Source organism: Pseudomonas sp. NY15356 (assembly GCF_048068175.1).
In the GTDB taxonomy this organism is placed as follows: domain Bacteria; phylum Pseudomonadota; class Gammaproteobacteria; order Pseudomonadales; family Pseudomonadaceae; genus Aquipseudomonas; species Aquipseudomonas putida_K.
The window spans coordinates 74,525-91,636 of record NZ_JBLUPW010000002.1; the positions used below are offsets into that span (position 1 = coordinate 74,525).

Here is a 17,112-nt window from a genome sequence, read left to right on the forward strand (position 1 = left end):
ACATCGAAGGCCGACCATGGCCCGCTCAAGGTCATTCCCGACCACGCCGTGTGTAAGGAGAACGTCGTGCAGAAAGTCATCTACCTGCTTTGGCAACCTGAGCAAGACACCTTCGAGTCGTTCGCCACCGCCCTGGCCGGCCCCCTCGCCGACCGTCTGCAGACCCTCGGCGCCCGACACCTGCAACTGAACCTCGCCGATGCCGACGTCAGCCCCGCCCAGGGCCTGCGCCAGGAACAGGCTGGCCCCCTGCCCCAGGCCGTGCTGAGCTTCTGGCTCGACACCGCCATCGCCGAATTCCGTCGCCCGTTCGACGACCTCCTGCAAGCCCATTGTGCACGCATCGCCGGGTACCTGGTCTGCGAATCGGTGCCTATCCGCAACACCCGCTTCCCTGCCCACGCCGGCCAGCGCACCCATGGGTTCTCGCAACTGGCCTTCCTTCAGCGGCCGGCACACCTGACCCACGAGGCCTGGCTCGAGGTGTGGCAGAACCACCACACCCGGGTAGCCATCGATACCCAGGACAACTTCGAGTATGTGCAGAACCTGGTGGTGCAGGTGCTCACCCCCGGCGCCGTGCCGCTGGCGGCCATCGTCGAGGAGTGCTTCCCACCCGCCGCCATGGGCGACCCGCAGGCGTTCTTCGATGCACCGGGCGATGCGGCGAAGTTCCAGCACAATCTCGCGGTGATGATGGACAGCTGCCAACGGTTCATCGACTTCGACCAGTTGGGCGTGCTGCCTACCAGCCAGTACCCACTGTAAAAGGAGGCCAAGGCATTGCCTCACGGCTCGAACAACTGGCTGCCGGCCTGGCTCAAGCCAAGCGGCACCCCCAGCAACGCCCCGAACAGCATGCCGGAGGCAACGGCCTGGCGGCCATGGAGGAAGGCCCGGTAGATCAGGATGTTCATCAGGCCCATCATCAGCCCATAGGCCACAAGCCGCGGCATGCTCGCCCGCCGCCAGATGCGCCATGGCCGCAGCACCGCCAGCAGGATGACGGCCGACAACCCCAGCCGAAGTGCCGCCACACCATCGGGGCCTATCATGGGGAACAGGGTCTTGGCCACGGCAGCGCCTGTCTGTACGGACACGAGCGCCGCCAGGGCGGCGCCGATGGGCGCGAAAGCGCGGGCGTCAGGTGAGTCCACGCAAATCTCCAGCACGTTTCGATGGGCCATTTTAGTGCTCGGCCTTTGATCGAATTGCTGTGAAAATAGCCGCTTGACGAGCCAATTGCTTTTTTTGGGCAGGACACATGAGCGACCTCACCAAGCGTCCGCTGATCGCTTTCGACCACGCAATACTCAAGATGCTCCAGCAGGACAACAAGACCTCGCAACGAGTCATCGCAGAGGCCATCGGCCTGTCCACCCCGGCCGTTCAACGCCGCGTCGCCCAGATGGAGGCCAGCGGGGTCATCCTCGCCAACACTGCCGTGCTCGCCCCGGAGGCGGTGGGCCAGCACCTGACCGCCATCGTCGAGTCACGCCTGCGCGAAGACCGCTCGATCGTGATGGACCGCGCCAAACGTTACTTCGCAGGGGTGGACGAGGTGCAGCAGTGCTATTTCGTCAACGGCGGCGTGTCGTTCATCATCGTCATGGTCGCCCGCGACGTGGCGCACTTCGAAAAGCTGGTCAGGAAGCACTTCGCAGGCAACGAAGATATCCTGACCTACCGGACACTCATCATGCTCGACAAGGTGAAAGTGGGGTTGTCCGTTCCGATATGAATACCAGGGAGAACATCAGCATGACCATGACGATCCGTAGCGAGCGCATCCAGGACATCGATGCCATCGCCCGGCTGACCCAAGCGGCGTTCGAGCAGGCGTCCCACACCAGCCATACCGAACAGTTCATTGTCGATGCCCTGCGCCGGGCAGGCCAGCTGACCGTTTCCCTGGTCGCGGTCGAGAACGACGCCATCGTCGGTCATATCGCCGCCTCCCCCGTCACGGTTTCGTCCGGCGCAACCGGGTGGTATGGCATCGGCCCGGTGTCCGTACGGCCGGACCGCCAAGGCCAAGGTATCGGCGCGGCGTTGACGAAAGCTGCACTCACCCAGCTCCAGCACCTGGGCGGCGCGGGCTGCGTGGTCTTGGGCGACCCTGGCTACTATGGGCGTTTCGGCTTCCAGGCCAGCGCCGGGCTGACCTTGCCCGGCGTTGCGCCTGAGTACTTCCAGGCGCTGGCTTTTTCGGGCGAGGTGCCTGAAGGGGTCGTGGCGTATCACGAGGCCTTTGGTGCAACCGAGTAGGCCAGGTGGTTTCAGGTCGGTTTCCAGATCTGCTCTCAAGGAGGATGCTACGTTGAAGACGCAGTACTACACCTCAGCCAGCCTCGATGGCTTTCTTGCCACTGAAGATGATTCACTGGAATGGCTGTTTCCGCTTGGCGACATCAACCAGACCAGCTACCCATCCTTCATCGAGGCTGTAGGCGCGATCGCGATGGGGTCGTCGACCTACGAATGGATCCTGCGCAATGCAGGTACCGTCTCCGAACAAACAGGCACGGCGTGGCCATACACCCAACCGACCTGGGTCTTTACCAGCCGCAGGTTGCCCACGATGGAAGGTGCCAATGTGACGTTTGCCAACGGCGACGTGCGTGCGGCTCACGCTCAAATGATCGCGGCTGCCAATGGCAGGAATGTATGGATCATGGGCGGCGGCGACCTTGCCGCGCAGTTCCATGACGCCGGATTGTTGGACGAGATCATCGTGCAAATCGGCTCCGTAACGCTTGGCGCCGGGAAACCGCTGTTTCCGCGACGGCTCCTGAGCCCCGGCCTTACCCTGCTTTCGGCAACGATGGTTGGTACTGGGTTCGCGGAGTTGACCTACCGGGTACTGAAGGATCGCCACTGACTTGTTTCGCGTTCCCTAAAGCCAGCTTCGGTTGAAAGCTGTCATTTCACGTCCGTCAGCTGTCGACCCGTCGCTGCCAGTCGTGTAAGAGGTGATCTTTGTGGGAGCGAGTTCACCCGCGAACACCGGCAAAGCCGGTGCCATCCACCGCGGCCGAATGCTGGATGACCTATCCCAGGGTGCTGCGGAATCGATGTGAAGCTATCGGGCGGCCCGTTTGCGATGATCGAGCAGAGCCACGAGTTCACGCTTGTCCCGTGGCGGCCGATCATCGACCGCCAGCTCGGCCGCGAGGTCAGTGGCGTCGTTCAAGGTGGATCGGTGTCGTGGCAGTTGGGACGGCAGCGTGGATTGGGGCTTTAGCAAAGAAGGTTCGTGCTTCGCCTTACGCGCTCAATATCCAATCGCGGAAGGCTGCTATCTTCGGTATTTGCTGTTTGTTGTCCGGACAGACGAGATAATAAGCGAACTCCTCTATGTTCGTAGCCGGAAGCAACTGGATCAATCGCCCATTCGTGAGTTCGTCCTCGACAAGGGCAGCAGGCAAAAGGCCTGCGCCTTGACCTGCAAGCACCGCCTTGAGCAAAAGTCCGCTGTCATCAAAGGAAGGGCCTCGCGCAGCTATTCGCTCGGATATGTTGTGAGCCTCAAACCACAGACTCCACCCCTTTCGTTCTGCATCGTGAACCTGCGGCCAGCGTGCGAGGTCAGACGGGCGAGCAGGAGCACCCAATTTCTTTACCAAGGAGGGTGCCGCGACCGCGATCATCTCGACGGTCACGATGCGATCACTGCGCAGACCGGGATAGCGGCCCGCCCCGTGTCGAATCGCAACATCCGCGTCCGACCGAGAAAAATCGACGAGTGCATTGCTCGTAACGATCTGGAGATCGATGTCAGGATGCGCCTCACGAAAGGACGCTAATCGCGGGACCAACCAGGCGGACGCGAAGAAGGGTGTCGCGCTAACGGTGAGCAGACCGGACCCGATCTGGGCCGCTATCCGCTCGGATGCGTCCGCGATCTGCCGGAACGCATTGCGTATGGAAGGCAGGTAATCGCGGCCCGCGTCTGTCAAATAGATTCCCCGGGTCACCCGATCAAAGAGCCTGACCCCCAGATTTTCCTCCAGAACCTTGATCATTTGACTGACGGCTCCAGGCGTCACGCAAAGCTCCTCTGCGGCCAGCTTGACCGATAGGTGACGGGCAGCGGCCTCGAACGCCTTGAGCGCATTGAGAGGAGGAAGTCTGCGGCTCATGATTTAGAAAATCTGACTCTTAAAATTTAACTCTTATGGTTTGTGTAGCGACACTTCAGCAGACTAGCCTTTGTCATTGAAAGGCGTCAACGCAGGGTTGGCTGGAATGGTGCCAATATTTTCTAAATCATATGAAAACGCCGATGATCGCGTTTTAACAAAAAGGGCCTAGGCGAATGTCTCCTGACGTGGAATTCCGTGACCTGATTGATGTTGGGGGGCTTATCGCCCGGCGAGCGCTTACCTCTGTAGAGGTCACTGAAGGGCTTCTCGCGCGCATTCAACGGATAGACGGCAGTTTGAACGCGTATGCGCGAATCTTAGGCGACAGCGCAATCCAGCAAGCAAAAAAGGCAGATCGGGAGATCGCGGAAGGATTATATAGAGGGCCGCTCCACGGCGTTCCGATTGCTGTAAAGGATCTCTGCTGGATCGAGGGCATCCCTACTGCGGCAGGGACCGCGATCCATAAGAATTTTGTTCCAACACATGACGCGACCGTAGTCCGAAAGCTGAAGGACGCGGGCGCGGTACTGATCGGCAAAACGCAGCTTACCGAGGGGGCCTATTCTGACTATCACCCTTCGATACCTCCAGTGCGCAACCCTTGGAACACTGATTATTGGACGGGCATATCCTCTAGCGGCTCGGCTGTCGCAGTCGCAGTGGGCCTATGCTTCGGATCGATTGCCTCTGATACTGGCGGGTCCATTCGCTGGCCCTCGGCTGCCAACGGTGTAACCGGCCTCAAACCCACTTGGGGGCGCGTCAGTCGCTATGGAACGTTCGATCTCGCCCCTTCGCTGGATCATATTGGTCCAATCGCTCGAAGCGTGACCGATGTCGCGGCTATCCTCAATGTAATTGCCGGGCATGATAGCCATGATCCCACGACAAGCCTTCATCCGGTTGGCGATTACATAGCCGATACGATCGTCGATGTACGGGACAAGCGGATCGGTATCGACCGACGTTGGAATAGCGAAGATGTCGATCCCGAGATACAAACGGCACTGACCGAAGCCTGCACGGTCTTCTCCAATTTAGGCGTGGAAGTTGTTGAACTGTCATTTCCTGATGTTCGACAGATCGTGGCCGATTGGACGCCGAATTGTGCGGTCGAGGCAGCCGTTGCACATCAATCGACCTATCCGCTCCACAAGGAGCAGTATGGTCCCATTTTATCGTCGGTCATCGAAAGCGGGAGGGGCGTTTCCGCGATGGAGTATCAACGGATATTGCTCCGACGAGCGATGTTCCGCGGACAGGTCGAAGCATTGTTCTCATCCGTCGATGCCATACTGACCCCCCCTCAGCCCTTTGCACCTCTGACAATAGGCACAATCGCGACGCTCGGCGAGCAGCCGGAACTTATTGCGAAGCTGCAACGCTACACTTGCCCATTTGATATGAGCGGGCATCCGACACTCACATTTCCTGGAGGGTTCTCGACGGATGGGATGCCGATCGGGCTGCAACTGATCGCAGCTTCATTCGATGAAGCCTCACTTTTCAATCTCGGCGCAGCGTATCAACGCGTAACGGACTGGCATCGCCGCCACCCGGATTTCGACGGGAGTCGGACTGCTTCTCATATACAGGGACTGGCGCGATGAGCACACTCGAACAGATCGTGGCGTTCAAGGCGGGGAGCCTGCCAGGCATACTCGATTTTGGATGGTTCGAAGTGCATCTGGCTCATGCCGGACGTATTACGCAAGTCTGGGATGCGGGGATGCGTAGCGAAGACACCAGTCGATCCATCGCCCTCTTTCGTTGCACGCAAAGGCCGCTCTATCCGAGCAATGGAGATCAAGCGTGATCTGCGCAAAGCAGCCGTTCGGGATCTTCTACGGTTGGTTCGTCGTTGCGGCCACTTTTGTCATAACCTTCGTCGGCTTCGGCAGCGCATACACGTTCAGTTCTTTTCTTGGATCGCTTCAACAAGAGTTCGGTGCGTCACGCGGGACGGTGTCTGTGGTTTTCTCGCTGGCGGGCTTCCTCTATTTCGCGCTTGGTATCGTGTCCGCCCCACTCGCAGACCGGTATGGCGTGAAGATGCTTTCCGCAGTCGGGATGATCCTCGTCGGAGCGGGTCTCATCCTGGCTGGGCAGGCGCAATCCATTATTCAGGTCTATGCCGCCTACAGCATCGGCATCGGTCTGGGCGTTGGGAGTGCCTATGTGCCCGCGCTTGGCGCGGTGCAGCGATGGTTTGTCAGTCGTCGTGGTTTTGCCTCCGGCCTTGCGGTCAGCGGTATCGGGATTGGCACGCTTGTCTTGCCACCCTTCGCGACATGGCTGATCTCGCACATTGGATGGCGTAGCGCCTACACGACACTCGGCATCATCGCGGTCGTACTCGGTGTCCTGGCGGCCTTGCTAATGGAGGACGATCCGGTGAAGCGCGGGCTGCGACCAGACGCTGCGCACAACACACCCACCTTACGAGCCCACTCCCCGCAATCAGGCATGTCCATGGGACAAGCCATCCGAACGCAGCGTTTCATTACGCTATACCTTGCATCGCTCATTGGCGCGCTAGGCGTATTTGTGCCTTTCGTCCATCTGACGCCCTACGCGATCGATCACGGCGTTTCCGGAATAATCGGGGTGTGGCTGCTTGGGGCGATCGGCGTCGGCAGCACGGTCGGCCGTTTCTTTCTCGGCGCCATTGCCGACAAAATGGGTCGAGAGCGGTTCCTTATTGCCATGTATATCGGCATGGCCGCCTCTTTCGCGATCTGGGCCGTTAGCTCGTCCTTCTATCCACTCGCTCTGTTCGCGATCGTTTTCGGCCTGTTTTATGGAGGTTGGGTCGCGATCCTGCCGGCTGTAGTGGCCGACCTATTCGGCGCGCGGCAGGCAGGCCGCATCATTGGCGTTCTCTATACAAGCGTCGCCGTAGGTACACTCATCGGGCCGAGTGCAGCGGGCTTCATTCACGACGTCAGCCATAGCTATTTCATTCCGATCGCGGCCAGCATCGCATCAAACGTCATCGCTGCGATTATCATTGCCATGGCGGCATATCGGGCAGTTGCACTGGAAGCGGGCAGATGAAGCAGCCTGTTCAATCGGTGCGTGCGGCTGAAGAATTGGCGCTTAGGGTTACTCGCTTGATCGTTGTGGCCAAGACTTTGTTTTAGCCAATCCAAAAACGAAGGGGCCGCAATGCGGCCCCTTTCATTTAGCTTGGCCAGCAGGACTGGCGAATGATGCTGCAGAAGTTACCCGCCAGGAAGCCAGGCTCCTTGTCGGCTATTACATCTGCCTTGACGTTGCCGAATGTCGTTTGCGGCTTGTGGCGGATGCCGTTATAGAACGTCTGGATAATGGCTTCTTTGAATTGATCGCCACGTGGATGTGCTTGAACCACGGCATCCCGGTCGGCTGCACTTAGCGCCTCGTGGTGTAACCCGAGGACATCGGTCTCCACACCAGCAGTAACCAATGCAATGAGCGGGTGCATGTGCTCTGGAATCCCTGGAGTGGTGTGAAGAGCAATTGCAGTCCACACCCGCTCTATGTCGCGTTCATTGATGCCGTGACCTTCGAGAAAAGCACGCGCAGCATTCGCTCCATCGACTTCGAAACGACAGCAATCGCTGCTGTGCTGGTGGGTCAGTCCCATGTCATGGAACATGCAACCCGCGTAGAGAAGCTCATCGTCGTACTTCAGGTCCAGTCGCTTACCAGCAAGCGATGCGAAATAGAAGACGCGGCTCGAATGGTGGAAAAGAAGGGGCGAAGCGGTGTCCCGAACAAGCTCGGTGATTTCTCGGGCCATCGAACTGTCAGGTACGTGAATGCCAGCAATAGCGTTTGTCATACAGAGATCCAGGGGAGGTGGGTGAGGACTCCAGTCTGAGTGGCCACGCACATGGCATCAATTGACTTGTTACGTCATATTCTGCCATTTTCAGCCGGTATCAGACCTGGGCGCTCTGCCCTCCGTTTAGGAGCCGTTATGTCCCGCCCCCAAGTAACTCTCGCTATCCTGGGCATGCCAGGGGTTCAACTTCTGGACGCTTGCGGTCCTTTGGACGTCTTCGCTGAAGCCAACCGACAAGCCGGGTACGAAGCCTATCGGTTACTTCTACTCGCTTGTGAACCTGGGCCGTTAGTGAGCTCTTCAGGTACCCGGTTGATTCCGGATGCTTGGATCGGAGAAGAGATCGATGCAATTGATACCCTGCTCGTTGCCGGAACTCCGCAAGCAGCCGACCAGTATCTTCGATCGGGGATTCTGGATTGGCTCCGCCAGCGTGCTCCGTTGAGTAGGCGCTTCGGTTCGGTGTGCACTGGAGCATTTGCGCTAGCAGCTGCGGGGCTACTTGATGGCCGCCGGGTCACTACCCACTGGGCTGTGGCGCAGCCTCTCTCTGAAAAGTACCCACGAGTGACCGTGGAGGCGGATGCCATTCAGGTCCATGACGGTAATTTGAGGACAGCTGCGGGTGTAACGGCTGGGTTGGATCTTGCGCTGACGTTGGTTCAGGAGGACTTGGGCGATGAGATCGCGAAGGACGTAGCAGGCCACCTGGTCATGTACTTCAAGAGAACCGGTGGGCAGATGCAGTTCAGCCGTCAAGGATCTACTTCACCCACAGGGCGCTCTGCTCTACAGGCATTGCAGCGGTATGTCACGGCTAACCCGGCTCTGGATCATGGGGTTGCGAATCTGGCAGAGCGTATGGGCGTAAGCCCAAGGCATTTCGCCCGGATCTTTCAAAATGATGTGGGCATGACGCCGGCAGCTTGGGTGGAGCAGACGAGGGTGAATGCGGCTCGCGAACGGCTGGAAGCTGGAAATGATGCGCCTAAGCAGGTAGCTGCCATGTGTGGATTTGCTAACGCAGACACATTACGCCGAGCTTTCGTCCGTCATATGGGCGTTACCCCTGCGGAATACCGCAAACGCTATGCGCGACCTTGTTGAGAACAGGGGGCTGTTTGATAAAAAGCTCAAAGTCAGTTGCTGCCGAAGAAATACTGCCAAGGCCTACCGATGTTGAGTGGACCGCTGCCCACTGCTGAACGTCTGCTTTGGGTCAAAAGCGACCATCCATGACCGTTATTTGTCGCCCCGAAACGGACTCTGCACCCAACCCTGCCCAATGACCAACAGCTGCCGTTCCCGATCCAAAGCCAGCTTGCATGAAATCCCGCTTTGGTGTCATAACCAGCGAGCTGCACAGTGCCTCACCTCGCCAGCCGTCCCACGGCTGACCCACACAATGGGAGAAGGAAATGAAGCTCTTTTACTCGCCAGGTGCCTGTTCACTCTCGCCACACATCGTACTCAACGAACTGGGCCTGCCCTACTCCGTCGAAAAAGTCGACCTCAAGCGCCACACGACCGCCGACGGCGCGGACTACTACACGATCAATCCCAAGGGCTATGTTCCAGCCTTGCAACTGGACAACGGTGAAGTCCTCACTGAAGGCCCGGCCATCGTCCAATACCTGGCCGACCAGAAACCACAGGCCAACCTGCTGCCCCCTGCGGGCTCGCTGGAGCGCGCGCGGGTACAGGAATGGTTGCACTTCATCGGCACCGAGGTGCACAAGACCCTCGCCGCCTTGTTCAACCCGAGCATCACCCCAGAGGCCAGGAGCAAAACCATCGATACCTTCGGTAAACGCCTGGGCTTCGTGGAGCAGGCCTTGCAAGGTAAGGACTACCTGACCGGCAACACCTTCAGCGTGGCCGATGCCTACCTGTTCACCATCGTGAATTGGGCGCCGATGTTGGGCATTGACCTGTCACCCTGGCCAACGGTGGCGCAGTTCCAGCAACGGGTCGCCAACCGCCCCGCCGTGCATAAGACATTGCAGGCCGAAGGCCTGGTCTGACCTGCGCCGGGCTCAAGCCGTCAGCCCTTGCGGGCTTGAGCCCCGCCCCCCTCGCCCGATTCAGCGTCGCCCTTCGACGGCCATGCGCATGGCCAAGCCGGCGAGGACCGCTCCCATCAGCCAACGCTGCACGATCTGCCATACGGGCCTGCCGGCGAGAAATGTCGCGATGGAACCCGCCATGATGACGATCAGCGCGTTCACGCTCACGCTGATGACGATCTGCGTCACGCCAAGCACGATGGATTGCGCAAGCACGCTGCCGTTGTCGGCAGGCGTGATGAACTGGGGCAGCAGCGACAAGTACATGACCGCGATCTTGGGGTTCAGCACGTTGGTGATAAAGCCCATCATGAACAGCTTGCGCGGGCTGTCCTTGGGCAGCTCACGCACCTGGAACACCGAGCGGCCTCCGGGTTTTACCGCCTGCCAGGCAAGGTAGAGAAGGTACAGCGCGCCACCGAGGCGCAGGGCGTCGTACGCATAAGGGACCGCCAGGACCAAGGCGGTGATACCCAATGCGGCGCACACCATATAGACAACGAAACCCAACGCCACCCCGCCCAGGGAAACCAGCCCGGCCATGCGCCCCTGGCAGATCGACCGCGAAATGAGATAGACCATGTTCGGGCCGGGGGTCAGCACCATGCCAAGTGAGACCAGGCCATAGGCAAGCACATTGGACAGTTCGGGCATGGCGTTACTCCTGGAGGGAGCGGACGATGGTACGCAGCTTCAGGGCGGGGCGTTAGATACAGATTGGCTGGTAAAACGCCATACACCCGACACGAGCAGGCATACCGAGGTGCGCCTGCTCATGCCGGCGCATCTACCACAAAGCAATGTCGTAGGTCAGGTAGATCCGGTTGCTGTCACGTCCTCGGGAGAAATCAGAACGGTAGACGTAGTTGCGCAGTTTCACACCCAAGCCCTTCATCGGCCCGGATTGCACAACGTAGGCAAGCTCCATGTCACGCTCCCATTCGCTGAGCCCAGCGTCAGCAGAGCGGCCGTTGTCGCCGCTCAGGTAGCGGGTCATGAAGGTGAGCCCAGGGATCCCGGCCGCGGCGAAGTTGTAGGCGTAGCTCGCCATCCAGGTCTTCTCTTCTTCCTCGATGAACTTGCCGATGCCGACGTTACTGAACGAATAGACCGTCGCCCCACTGATGTACGGCAGCCCCGCCTCGCCGTCGAGCACCTGGTAACCGGCTCCGACGGTGTGCCCCGAGTGGCTGTACGCCACCTGGCCACTGATCATGTCGTTGTCGATCCGGCCGCCATAGGCGGCTCCGCTGTCGCGGCTCTTGAAGTAGCGCAGGTCGGTGGTGAACACCCCGCCGGCCAACGGCAGTTCGTGTACCAGGCCCGCATAGTCCTGGCGGTAGAAGTGTTCGAGCTGGCCATGGAAATAGCTCAGGCGCAGCTGCTTGCTGACGGCGTAGTCGGCACCGGCAAAGCTGAAATCGCCAGACTCGCTGCCGCCGTAGCCATCCAGGTAGAGGCCGGTGCTATCGGAGGAGTCGCGCTGCTTGAAGCGCTCCAGGTGGCCGGCGGTCAGGGTCAGGCCCTCGATATCGGTGCTGGTCAGTTGTGTGCCTTGATAGGTCTGTGGCAGCAGCCGCGCATCGTTGTAGACCAGCACCGGTGTCTTGGGCAGCAAGGTGCCATGCTTGACCACGGTCTGCCCCAGGCGCGCCTTGGCCGTCACGCCGGCACTGGCGAACTCATCCGCGGCGCGGCCATCGTCGTGAACCGGCAGCAGGCCGGTACCGCTGCGGCCTCGGCCCGAATCGAGCCGGACCCCCACCAGCCCCAGGGCATTGAGCCCCAGGCCCAGCGGCCCCTGGGTGAAGCCTGACTGGTAGTCGAGCAGAAAACCCTGCGCCCACTCCACCCGCTCGCTCTTGGCAGTCGCGGCAGCGCGGGCGCTCATGCCCTGCTCGTCGCGAAAGTTTTCGTTGAAATAGACATTGCGCAGCTGCAGCTTGAGCTTGCTGTCGTCGATGAATCCGACAGCGCCGGCCACAGGCAGCCAGCCGCAGAGCAGGCCACAAGTGACCCCACGGAAAACAGCTCGGGACATGTTCGGTACTCTGTTGTTGTTATTGGGTGGAAGTGGGCGCCGGCTGCGCCCGATGCGGCTCAGACGAAGAAGGACAGCGCCCCCGTGAGCAACGCCAGTGCCGTGATCACCAGCGAGGTGAGTACCGCCCATTTGACGGTGGCCTTCTGGAAGTCGCCGATATCGCGATCGACCATGCCGACCAGCAACAAGGTCGAGGCCACCAATGGGCTCATCAGGTGCACCGGCTGCCCCAGCACCGACGCGCGGGCGATTTCCACCGGGTCGATGCCATAGGCCGCGGCGGCGTTGGCAAGGATAGGCACCACGCCGAAGTAGTAGGCATCGTTGGACAGCACGAAGGTCAGCGGCATGCTGGTCAGCGCCACCACCAGCGGGAACCAGTGGCTCCATGCCTCGGGGATCCAGTCGACCAGGGTCTGCGCCAGGGCATCGACCATCTTGGTGCCGGAGAAGATCCCGGCGAAGATGCCTGCGGCGAACACCAGCAGCACCACGGTCATGGCGTTGCCCGAGTGGGCGAGGATGCGTTCCTTCTGCAGGTCCAGCTGCGGGTAGTTGATCATCAGTGCCGCGACGAAACCGATCATGAACAGCAGCGCGGAATGCATCACGCCCATCACCAAGGCCGTCATGACGGCGATCACCAGCACCAGGTTCACGTATGCCAGCCGTGGGCGCTTGTGCGGGTTGTCGCCGAGGATTTCCTTGATGTAGCAATTGCCGCCACCGGACTCCAGGGCGATGTTGCCGATGCGCCGACGCTCGGCGCGGCCCAGCAGGTAGGCGGTGAACACCACCCACGCCGCACCGCCGATCACGGTGGGCAGCATCGGGATGAAGTACTCGGTCGCGTCCAGCCCTAGCGCGGCAATGGCCCGGGTGGCCGGCCCGCCCCAGGGGCTCATGCCGCTCATGATGCTCAGCGACAGCATCGACACCGTGGCCAGGATCATCGGGTTCATGCCAATGCGCTTGTACAGCGGCAGCATCGCCGCGCAGGTGATCATGTAGGTGGTGGTACCGTCACCGTCGAGCGCCACCAGCAGCGACAGCAGCGCTGTGCCGATGGCGATCTTGATCGGGTCGCCATTGACGCGCTTGAGGATCTTGCGGATCAGCGGGTCGAACAGCCCGGCATCGATCATCAGGCCGAAGAACAGGATGGCGAACAGCAACAGGGCCGCCGAAGGCGCCACCATCTTCAAGCCATCGAGCATCATCTTGCCCAGCTCGGGGGCAAAGCCACCGATCACCGCGAAGACGATGGGTACCACGGTGAGCGCAACGATCGGCGACAGGCGTTTACTCATGATCAGGTAGGTGAAGGTCACCACCATCATCAGGCCCAGGAGTGCAAGCATGGTCTTCTCTCTTGTTTTTATTCTTTGCGGCCATCGGCAAGGCAGACGGCCCCCTACCCCACTCGACATCGCCGGGATGTCGAGCGGGATTCTAAGTCAACGATGGGAGGTGGAAGAGGCTCTCAGCTGTGATGCCGAGGCTCGGCAGACCAATCGGCCTGCACAGTGCCCGCCTCAGCCGGTGCAGCCGGGGTGCGGTTCAGGCGGCGCAGCAAGGTTTCCCGTTCACAGGCGTTCTCCGACAGTGAAATGACCACGGTGGCCACGGCGTTGCTGGCCAGGCTGGTCAGGGCACGTGCCTCGGACATGAAGCGATCGATGCCGATCAACAAGGCAAGCCCCGCCAACGGGATGTCGTGGATGACTGTCAAGGTCGAGGCCAACGCCACGAAACCACTGCCGGTCACGCCCGCGGCGCCTTTGGACGACAGCAGCATGATCGCCAGCATCGTCACCGTCTGGCCGAGGCTCAGGTCGATGTTACAGGCCTGGGCAATGAACACCGCCGCCAACGACAGGTAGATGGCGGTACCGTCGAGGTTGAACGAATAGCCGGTTGGCAGCACCAGCCCGACCACACCTTTCTTGCAGCCAAGCTTTTCCAGTTTTTCCAGCATGCGCGGCAGCACGGGCTCGGTGGACGAGGTGCCGAGCACCACCAGAAACTCCTCGCGGAAATAGCGCAGCAGCTTCCACAGGCTGAAGCCATGGGCACGGCAAATGCCGCCGAGCACCACCAGTACGAAGAACGCGCAGGCGATGTACAGCGTCCCCACCAGCTTGGCCAATGCCCCGAGGGAGGTCACGCCGTACTGCCCGACGGTAAAGGCCAGCGCACCGAAGGCACCGACCGGGGCAAAGCGCATCAGGTAGCCGAAGATGCGGAACACCATGGTCGAGGCAGACTCGAGTACGTCGAGTACCGGCTTGCCTTTCTCGCCCATCGACGACAGGGCAAAACCGCTGAGCACTGCAATGAACAGCACCGGCAACACTTCACCCTTGTTGAACGCACCGATGAACGTGTCGGGGATGATGTGCATGAAGAAGTCGACCACGCTGAGCTTGGCCGCGGAGGCAGCGTACTGGCCGAGCCCATCGGTGCTGAGGGTGGCCGGGTCGATGTTCATGCCAACGCCCGGACGGAACAGGTACACCGCTGCCAGGCCGATGACCAGGCTGACGATCGTCAACCCCAGGAACAACAGCAAGGTCTTGCTCATCAACCGACCCAGCGTGCGCTTGTCGGTCATGCCGGCGATGCCGGTCACGATGGTGCAGAAGACGACCGGGGCAATCATCATCTTGATCAGCTTGATGAACGCGTCACCCAGCGGCTTGAGCGCAACGGCCTGTTGCGCCCAGAAGTGACCGACCACCACGCCCAGCAGGACGGCGCAGAGGATCTGGAAATACAGTGACTTCGCGAGTTTCATGAGGCATCACCCATTGTTGAAATTGTGCGGATGTGCGAGGTGCCGGTGTGCTGCAGGCCCTGCCTACCCCGCCCGCCTGCGCATGGTCGGGGCGTAGACGAAGCCTGAAAACAGCCGGCGGGCGGTTCGTACCACAGAGGCCTGGAGCGTCTTGCCATCGGCACCGCTGCGCGAAAGCGCCACGTCGATGCCACCGCTCGGGTGCTCCAGGCGGACTTCCTCCAGGTGCTGCGCTTGTTCTCCCAGCATGTCCATGATCACCGTGCCTGGGCTGACGCAGGCCGTTGCCAGGCCGATCGCACCGGTGATGGCCAAGGCGCGGTGGCAATTGTGAGGCATGAAGTAGCGCACCTGCAGCGTGCCGTCATGACGAGCTGGAGAAACCAGCACCGGCTTGGGGATCACCATGCCGCTGACATCACCCAGCCCCATGGCTTTGCCGGCCTTCAGGCGCAAGGCCTCCAGGCGCTTCAGCAAGCGCGTGTCGGCATCCAGCTGTGCCGGGGTCTCGGAACCGGTCACGCCCAGCTGGCTGGCCTCGACGATCATCATCGGCATGGCCATGTCGATGCAGGTCACCGGCACACCGTCGATTACATCCTGGGCCCGGCCCGTGGGGAACAGCTTGCCGGTCTTGCTGCCCACCGCGTCGAGGAAGGTCAGGTGCACCGGGGCGGCGGTGCCTGGAACACCGTCGATTGCAGTACGGCCTTCGTAGCGCACGATGCCGCCGGGTGTTTCCACCAGCGAGTTGACGAAGGTGTTGGTGTTGAGGTTGCGGATGCGTACCAAGGTCTTGCCATCCTGGGCCTTGACCAACCCTTGCTCGATAGCGAAGGGGCCTACGGCGCAGAGCATGTTGCCGCAGTTGGGCGCGGTATCGACACGGCGCTGGGCGACCATGACCTGCACGAACAGGTAGTCGACGTCGGCGTCGGCATGCAGCGACGGGCTGATGATCGCCACCTTGCTGGTCTGCGGGCTACCGCCGCCGATGCCGTCGATTTCCAGTTCATGCCCGGACCCCATCAGGTTGATCAGCAATTCGTCGCGTTCGACCACATTGGAAGGAAGATCCCAGGCGTGGAAAAAAGGCCCTTTTGAGGTGCCACCGCGCATGAGTACGCAAGGAATTCGTTGCATGATTTCGCACTCTTGTTGATCAATAACGATCATTGATGTTGTAGACACAAGACTGACAGGGATGGATAAATCAATCCAATGCAAATATCGTAGGTATTATTGCGATTGGTTAATCAATCAACGATCAGGGTCAAAGCGAGATTCAAGATGGAATATGAGCTGCAAGACATACGATCTTTCGTGAAAATCGCCGAACTCGGCAGCTTTCATGAGGCCGCAGAAGCGCTGCACCTATCCCAGCCAGCCTTGAGCCGGCGGATCAAGAAGCTCGAAGAAGGGTTGGGTACGTCGCTGCTCGAGCGCACGACCCGTCGCGTCAGCCTGACCAGCGTCGGCCGCGACTTCCTGCCCAAGGCCAGGCGCCTGCTGGATGACTTCGAAGACTCGATCCTGAGCATTCGCGAGCTCGCCGAACGGCAGACCGGCCAGGTCACCCTGGCCTGCATCCCGACTGCAGCGTTCTATTTCCTGCCGTCGGTGATCCGCGACTACAACGAGCAATACCCCAAGATCCGCATCCGCCTTCTGGACCTCAGTGCCAACGACGGGCTCGAGGCCGTGCTGCGGGGCGAGGCCGATTTCGGCATCAACATGATGAGCGGCCAGCACCCGGACATCGAGTTCGTCTCGCTGGTGCAGGAGCATTTCGTCCTGGCCTGCCGTCGTGACCACAAGCTGGCGAACCGTGAGGCCGTCACTTGGACCGAGCTGGCCGACTACCGCCTGATCGGCGTGGGTCGCCTGAGCGGTAACCGGATGCTGCTGGACCATGCCCTGGCCGGGCTCAACCTGCGGCCCAAGTGGTTCTATGAGGTCCAGCACCTGTCCACCTCACTGGGCATGGTCGAGGCTGGGCTGGGCGTATCGGCAATGCCCAGCCTGGCCATGCCCAGCGCCGACCACCCGACGCTGGTCAGCGTGCCGCTGATCGAACCCCAGGTCACCCGCACCCTGGGGCTGGTCTACCGACGCGGGGCATCGCTGTCGCCGGCGGCAGAGAAGTTCGTGTCGATCCTGTTGGACAAATGGCCCAACCGGTGAACGAAACGCGCAGGACGGTACAGGGGAGAAACCAGCTGCATTCA

18 protein-coding genes and 1 pseudogene are annotated in these 17,112 nt (G+C 60.6%); 11 read left to right on the forward strand and 8 right to left on the reverse strand.

Going from position 1 to position 17,112, the window contains the following annotated elements; translation table 11 throughout:
* The first annotated feature begins 66 nt into the window (after positions 1 to 66).
* On the forward strand, positions 67 to 768 hold the full coding sequence (locus ACNFCI_RS03005) for an EthD domain-containing protein (protein ID WP_416767381.1): 702 nt from the start codon (positions 67 to 69) through the stop codon (positions 766 to 768).
* Between the two features lie 20 nt (positions 769 to 788).
* On the opposite strand, the gene ACNFCI_RS03010 is transcribed toward ACNFCI_RS03005, so the two are convergent.
* Complete coding sequence (locus tag ACNFCI_RS03010) at positions 789 to 1,157, reverse strand: hypothetical protein (protein ID WP_416767382.1); 369 nt, start codon at positions 1,155 to 1,157, stop codon at positions 789 to 791.
* 107 nt (positions 1,158 to 1,264) lie between these two features.
* Between ACNFCI_RS03010 and ACNFCI_RS03015 the strand changes: the two genes are divergently transcribed.
* The 4 genes and pseudogenes from ACNFCI_RS03015 to ACNFCI_RS03030 all read left to right on the forward strand — a co-directional run.
* A complete protein-coding gene (locus ACNFCI_RS03015) occupies positions 1,265 to 1,741 on the forward strand; it encodes an Lrp/AsnC family transcriptional regulator (protein ID WP_416767383.1) in 477 nt (158 codons plus the stop codon).
* A 20-nt stretch (positions 1,742 to 1,761) separates the two neighbouring features.
* Entirely contained in the window at positions 1,762 to 2,268 is a 507-nt protein-coding gene (locus tag ACNFCI_RS03020; RefSeq protein WP_416767384.1) for a GNAT family N-acetyltransferase, read from the forward strand.
* A gap of 52 nt (positions 2,269 to 2,320) precedes the next feature.
* Positions 2,321 to 2,881, forward strand: coding sequence for a dihydrofolate reductase family protein (locus ACNFCI_RS03025; RefSeq protein WP_416767385.1), 561 nt, complete (start codon positions 2,321 to 2,323; stop codon positions 2,879 to 2,881).
* A gap of 195 nt (positions 2,882 to 3,076) precedes the next feature.
* A pseudogene (locus ACNFCI_RS03030) lies at positions 3,077 to 3,244 on the forward strand (DUF3363 domain-containing protein); the annotation flags it as partial.
* A 22-nt stretch (positions 3,245 to 3,266) separates the two neighbouring features.
* On the opposite strand, the gene gcvA reads toward ACNFCI_RS03030, so the two are convergent.
* Positions 3,267 to 4,142, reverse strand: coding sequence for a transcriptional regulator GcvA (gcvA, locus tag ACNFCI_RS03035; protein WP_084858867.1), 876 nt, complete (start codon positions 4,140 to 4,142; stop codon positions 3,267 to 3,269).
* Positions 4,143 to 4,330: 188 nt separating this feature from the next.
* Between gcvA and ACNFCI_RS03040 the strand changes: the two genes are divergently transcribed.
* The 3 genes from ACNFCI_RS03040 to ACNFCI_RS03050 are packed head-to-tail and all read left to right on the forward strand — an operon-like array spanning position 4,331 to position 7,205.
* Positions 4,331 to 5,758, forward strand: coding sequence for an amidase (locus ACNFCI_RS03040; protein ID WP_416767386.1), 1,428 nt, complete (start codon positions 4,331 to 4,333; stop codon positions 5,756 to 5,758).
* Positions 5,755 to 5,964, forward strand: coding sequence for a hypothetical protein (locus tag ACNFCI_RS03045; RefSeq protein ID WP_084858869.1), 210 nt, complete (start codon positions 5,755 to 5,757; stop codon positions 5,962 to 5,964). Before ACNFCI_RS03040 ends, ACNFCI_RS03045 begins: the two co-directional genes overlap by 4 nt.
* Positions 5,961 to 7,205 carry an MFS transporter gene (locus ACNFCI_RS03050; protein ID WP_368829301.1) on the forward strand — a complete coding sequence of 415 codons (1,245 nt, stop codon included), beginning with the start codon at positions 5,961 to 5,963 and terminating at the stop codon, positions 7,203 to 7,205. Before ACNFCI_RS03045 ends, ACNFCI_RS03050 begins: the two co-directional genes overlap by 4 nt.
* 127 nt (positions 7,206 to 7,332) lie before the next feature.
* Here ACNFCI_RS03050 and ACNFCI_RS03055 read toward each other — a convergent pair whose 3' ends face one another.
* Positions 7,333 to 7,974, reverse strand: a complete 642-nt coding sequence (locus ACNFCI_RS03055; protein ID WP_084858870.1) for an HD domain-containing protein — start codon at positions 7,972 to 7,974, stop codon at positions 7,333 to 7,335.
* A gap of 138 nt (positions 7,975 to 8,112) precedes the next feature.
* On the opposite strand from ACNFCI_RS03055, the gene ACNFCI_RS03060 reads away from it, so the two are divergent.
* A complete protein-coding gene (locus ACNFCI_RS03060; RefSeq protein ID WP_084858871.1) occupies positions 8,113 to 9,084 on the forward strand; it encodes a GlxA family transcriptional regulator in 972 nt (323 codons plus the stop codon).
* Positions 9,085 to 9,395: 311 nt separating this feature from the next.
* On the forward strand, positions 9,396 to 10,001 hold the full coding sequence (gene gstA / locus ACNFCI_RS03065; RefSeq protein WP_368829302.1) for a glutathione transferase GstA: 606 nt from the start codon (positions 9,396 to 9,398) through the stop codon (positions 9,999 to 10,001).
* A gap of 60 nt (positions 10,002 to 10,061) precedes the next feature.
* On the opposite strand, the gene ACNFCI_RS03070 is transcribed toward gstA, so the two are convergent.
* The 5 genes from ACNFCI_RS03070 to ACNFCI_RS03090 all read right to left on the reverse strand — a co-directional run bounded on the left by ACNFCI_RS03070 (position 10,062) and on the right by ACNFCI_RS03090 (position 16,027).
* Positions 10,062 to 10,697, reverse strand: a complete 636-nt coding sequence (locus ACNFCI_RS03070; protein ID WP_368829303.1) for a LysE family translocator — start codon at positions 10,695 to 10,697, stop codon at positions 10,062 to 10,064.
* A gap of 133 nt (positions 10,698 to 10,830) precedes the next feature.
* Positions 10,831 to 12,084, reverse strand: coding sequence for an OprD family porin (locus ACNFCI_RS03075; protein ID WP_368829304.1), 1,254 nt, complete (start codon positions 12,082 to 12,084; stop codon positions 10,831 to 10,833).
* A gap of 59 nt (positions 12,085 to 12,143) precedes the next feature.
* Positions 12,144 to 13,448, reverse strand: coding sequence for a CitMHS family transporter (locus ACNFCI_RS03080; RefSeq protein WP_084858874.1), 1,305 nt, complete (start codon positions 13,446 to 13,448; stop codon positions 12,144 to 12,146).
* Between the two features lie 122 nt (positions 13,449 to 13,570).
* Entirely contained in the window at positions 13,571 to 14,884 is a 1,314-nt protein-coding gene (locus ACNFCI_RS03085) for a dicarboxylate/amino acid:cation symporter (RefSeq protein ID WP_084858875.1), read from the reverse strand.
* Positions 14,885 to 14,947: 63 nt separating this feature from the next.
* Positions 14,948 to 16,027: a 4-oxalomesaconate tautomerase gene (locus tag ACNFCI_RS03090; RefSeq protein ID WP_084858876.1), complete on the reverse strand. Its 1,080-nt coding sequence runs from the start codon at positions 16,025 to 16,027 to the stop codon at positions 14,948 to 14,950.
* A gap of 147 nt (positions 16,028 to 16,174) precedes the next feature.
* Between ACNFCI_RS03090 and ACNFCI_RS03095 the strand changes: the two genes are divergently transcribed.
* Positions 16,175 to 17,068 carry a LysR family transcriptional regulator gene (locus tag ACNFCI_RS03095; protein WP_084858877.1) on the forward strand — a complete coding sequence of 298 codons (894 nt, stop codon included), beginning with the start codon at positions 16,175 to 16,177 and terminating at the stop codon, positions 17,066 to 17,068.
* Positions 17,069 to 17,112: the final 44 nt, after the last annotated feature.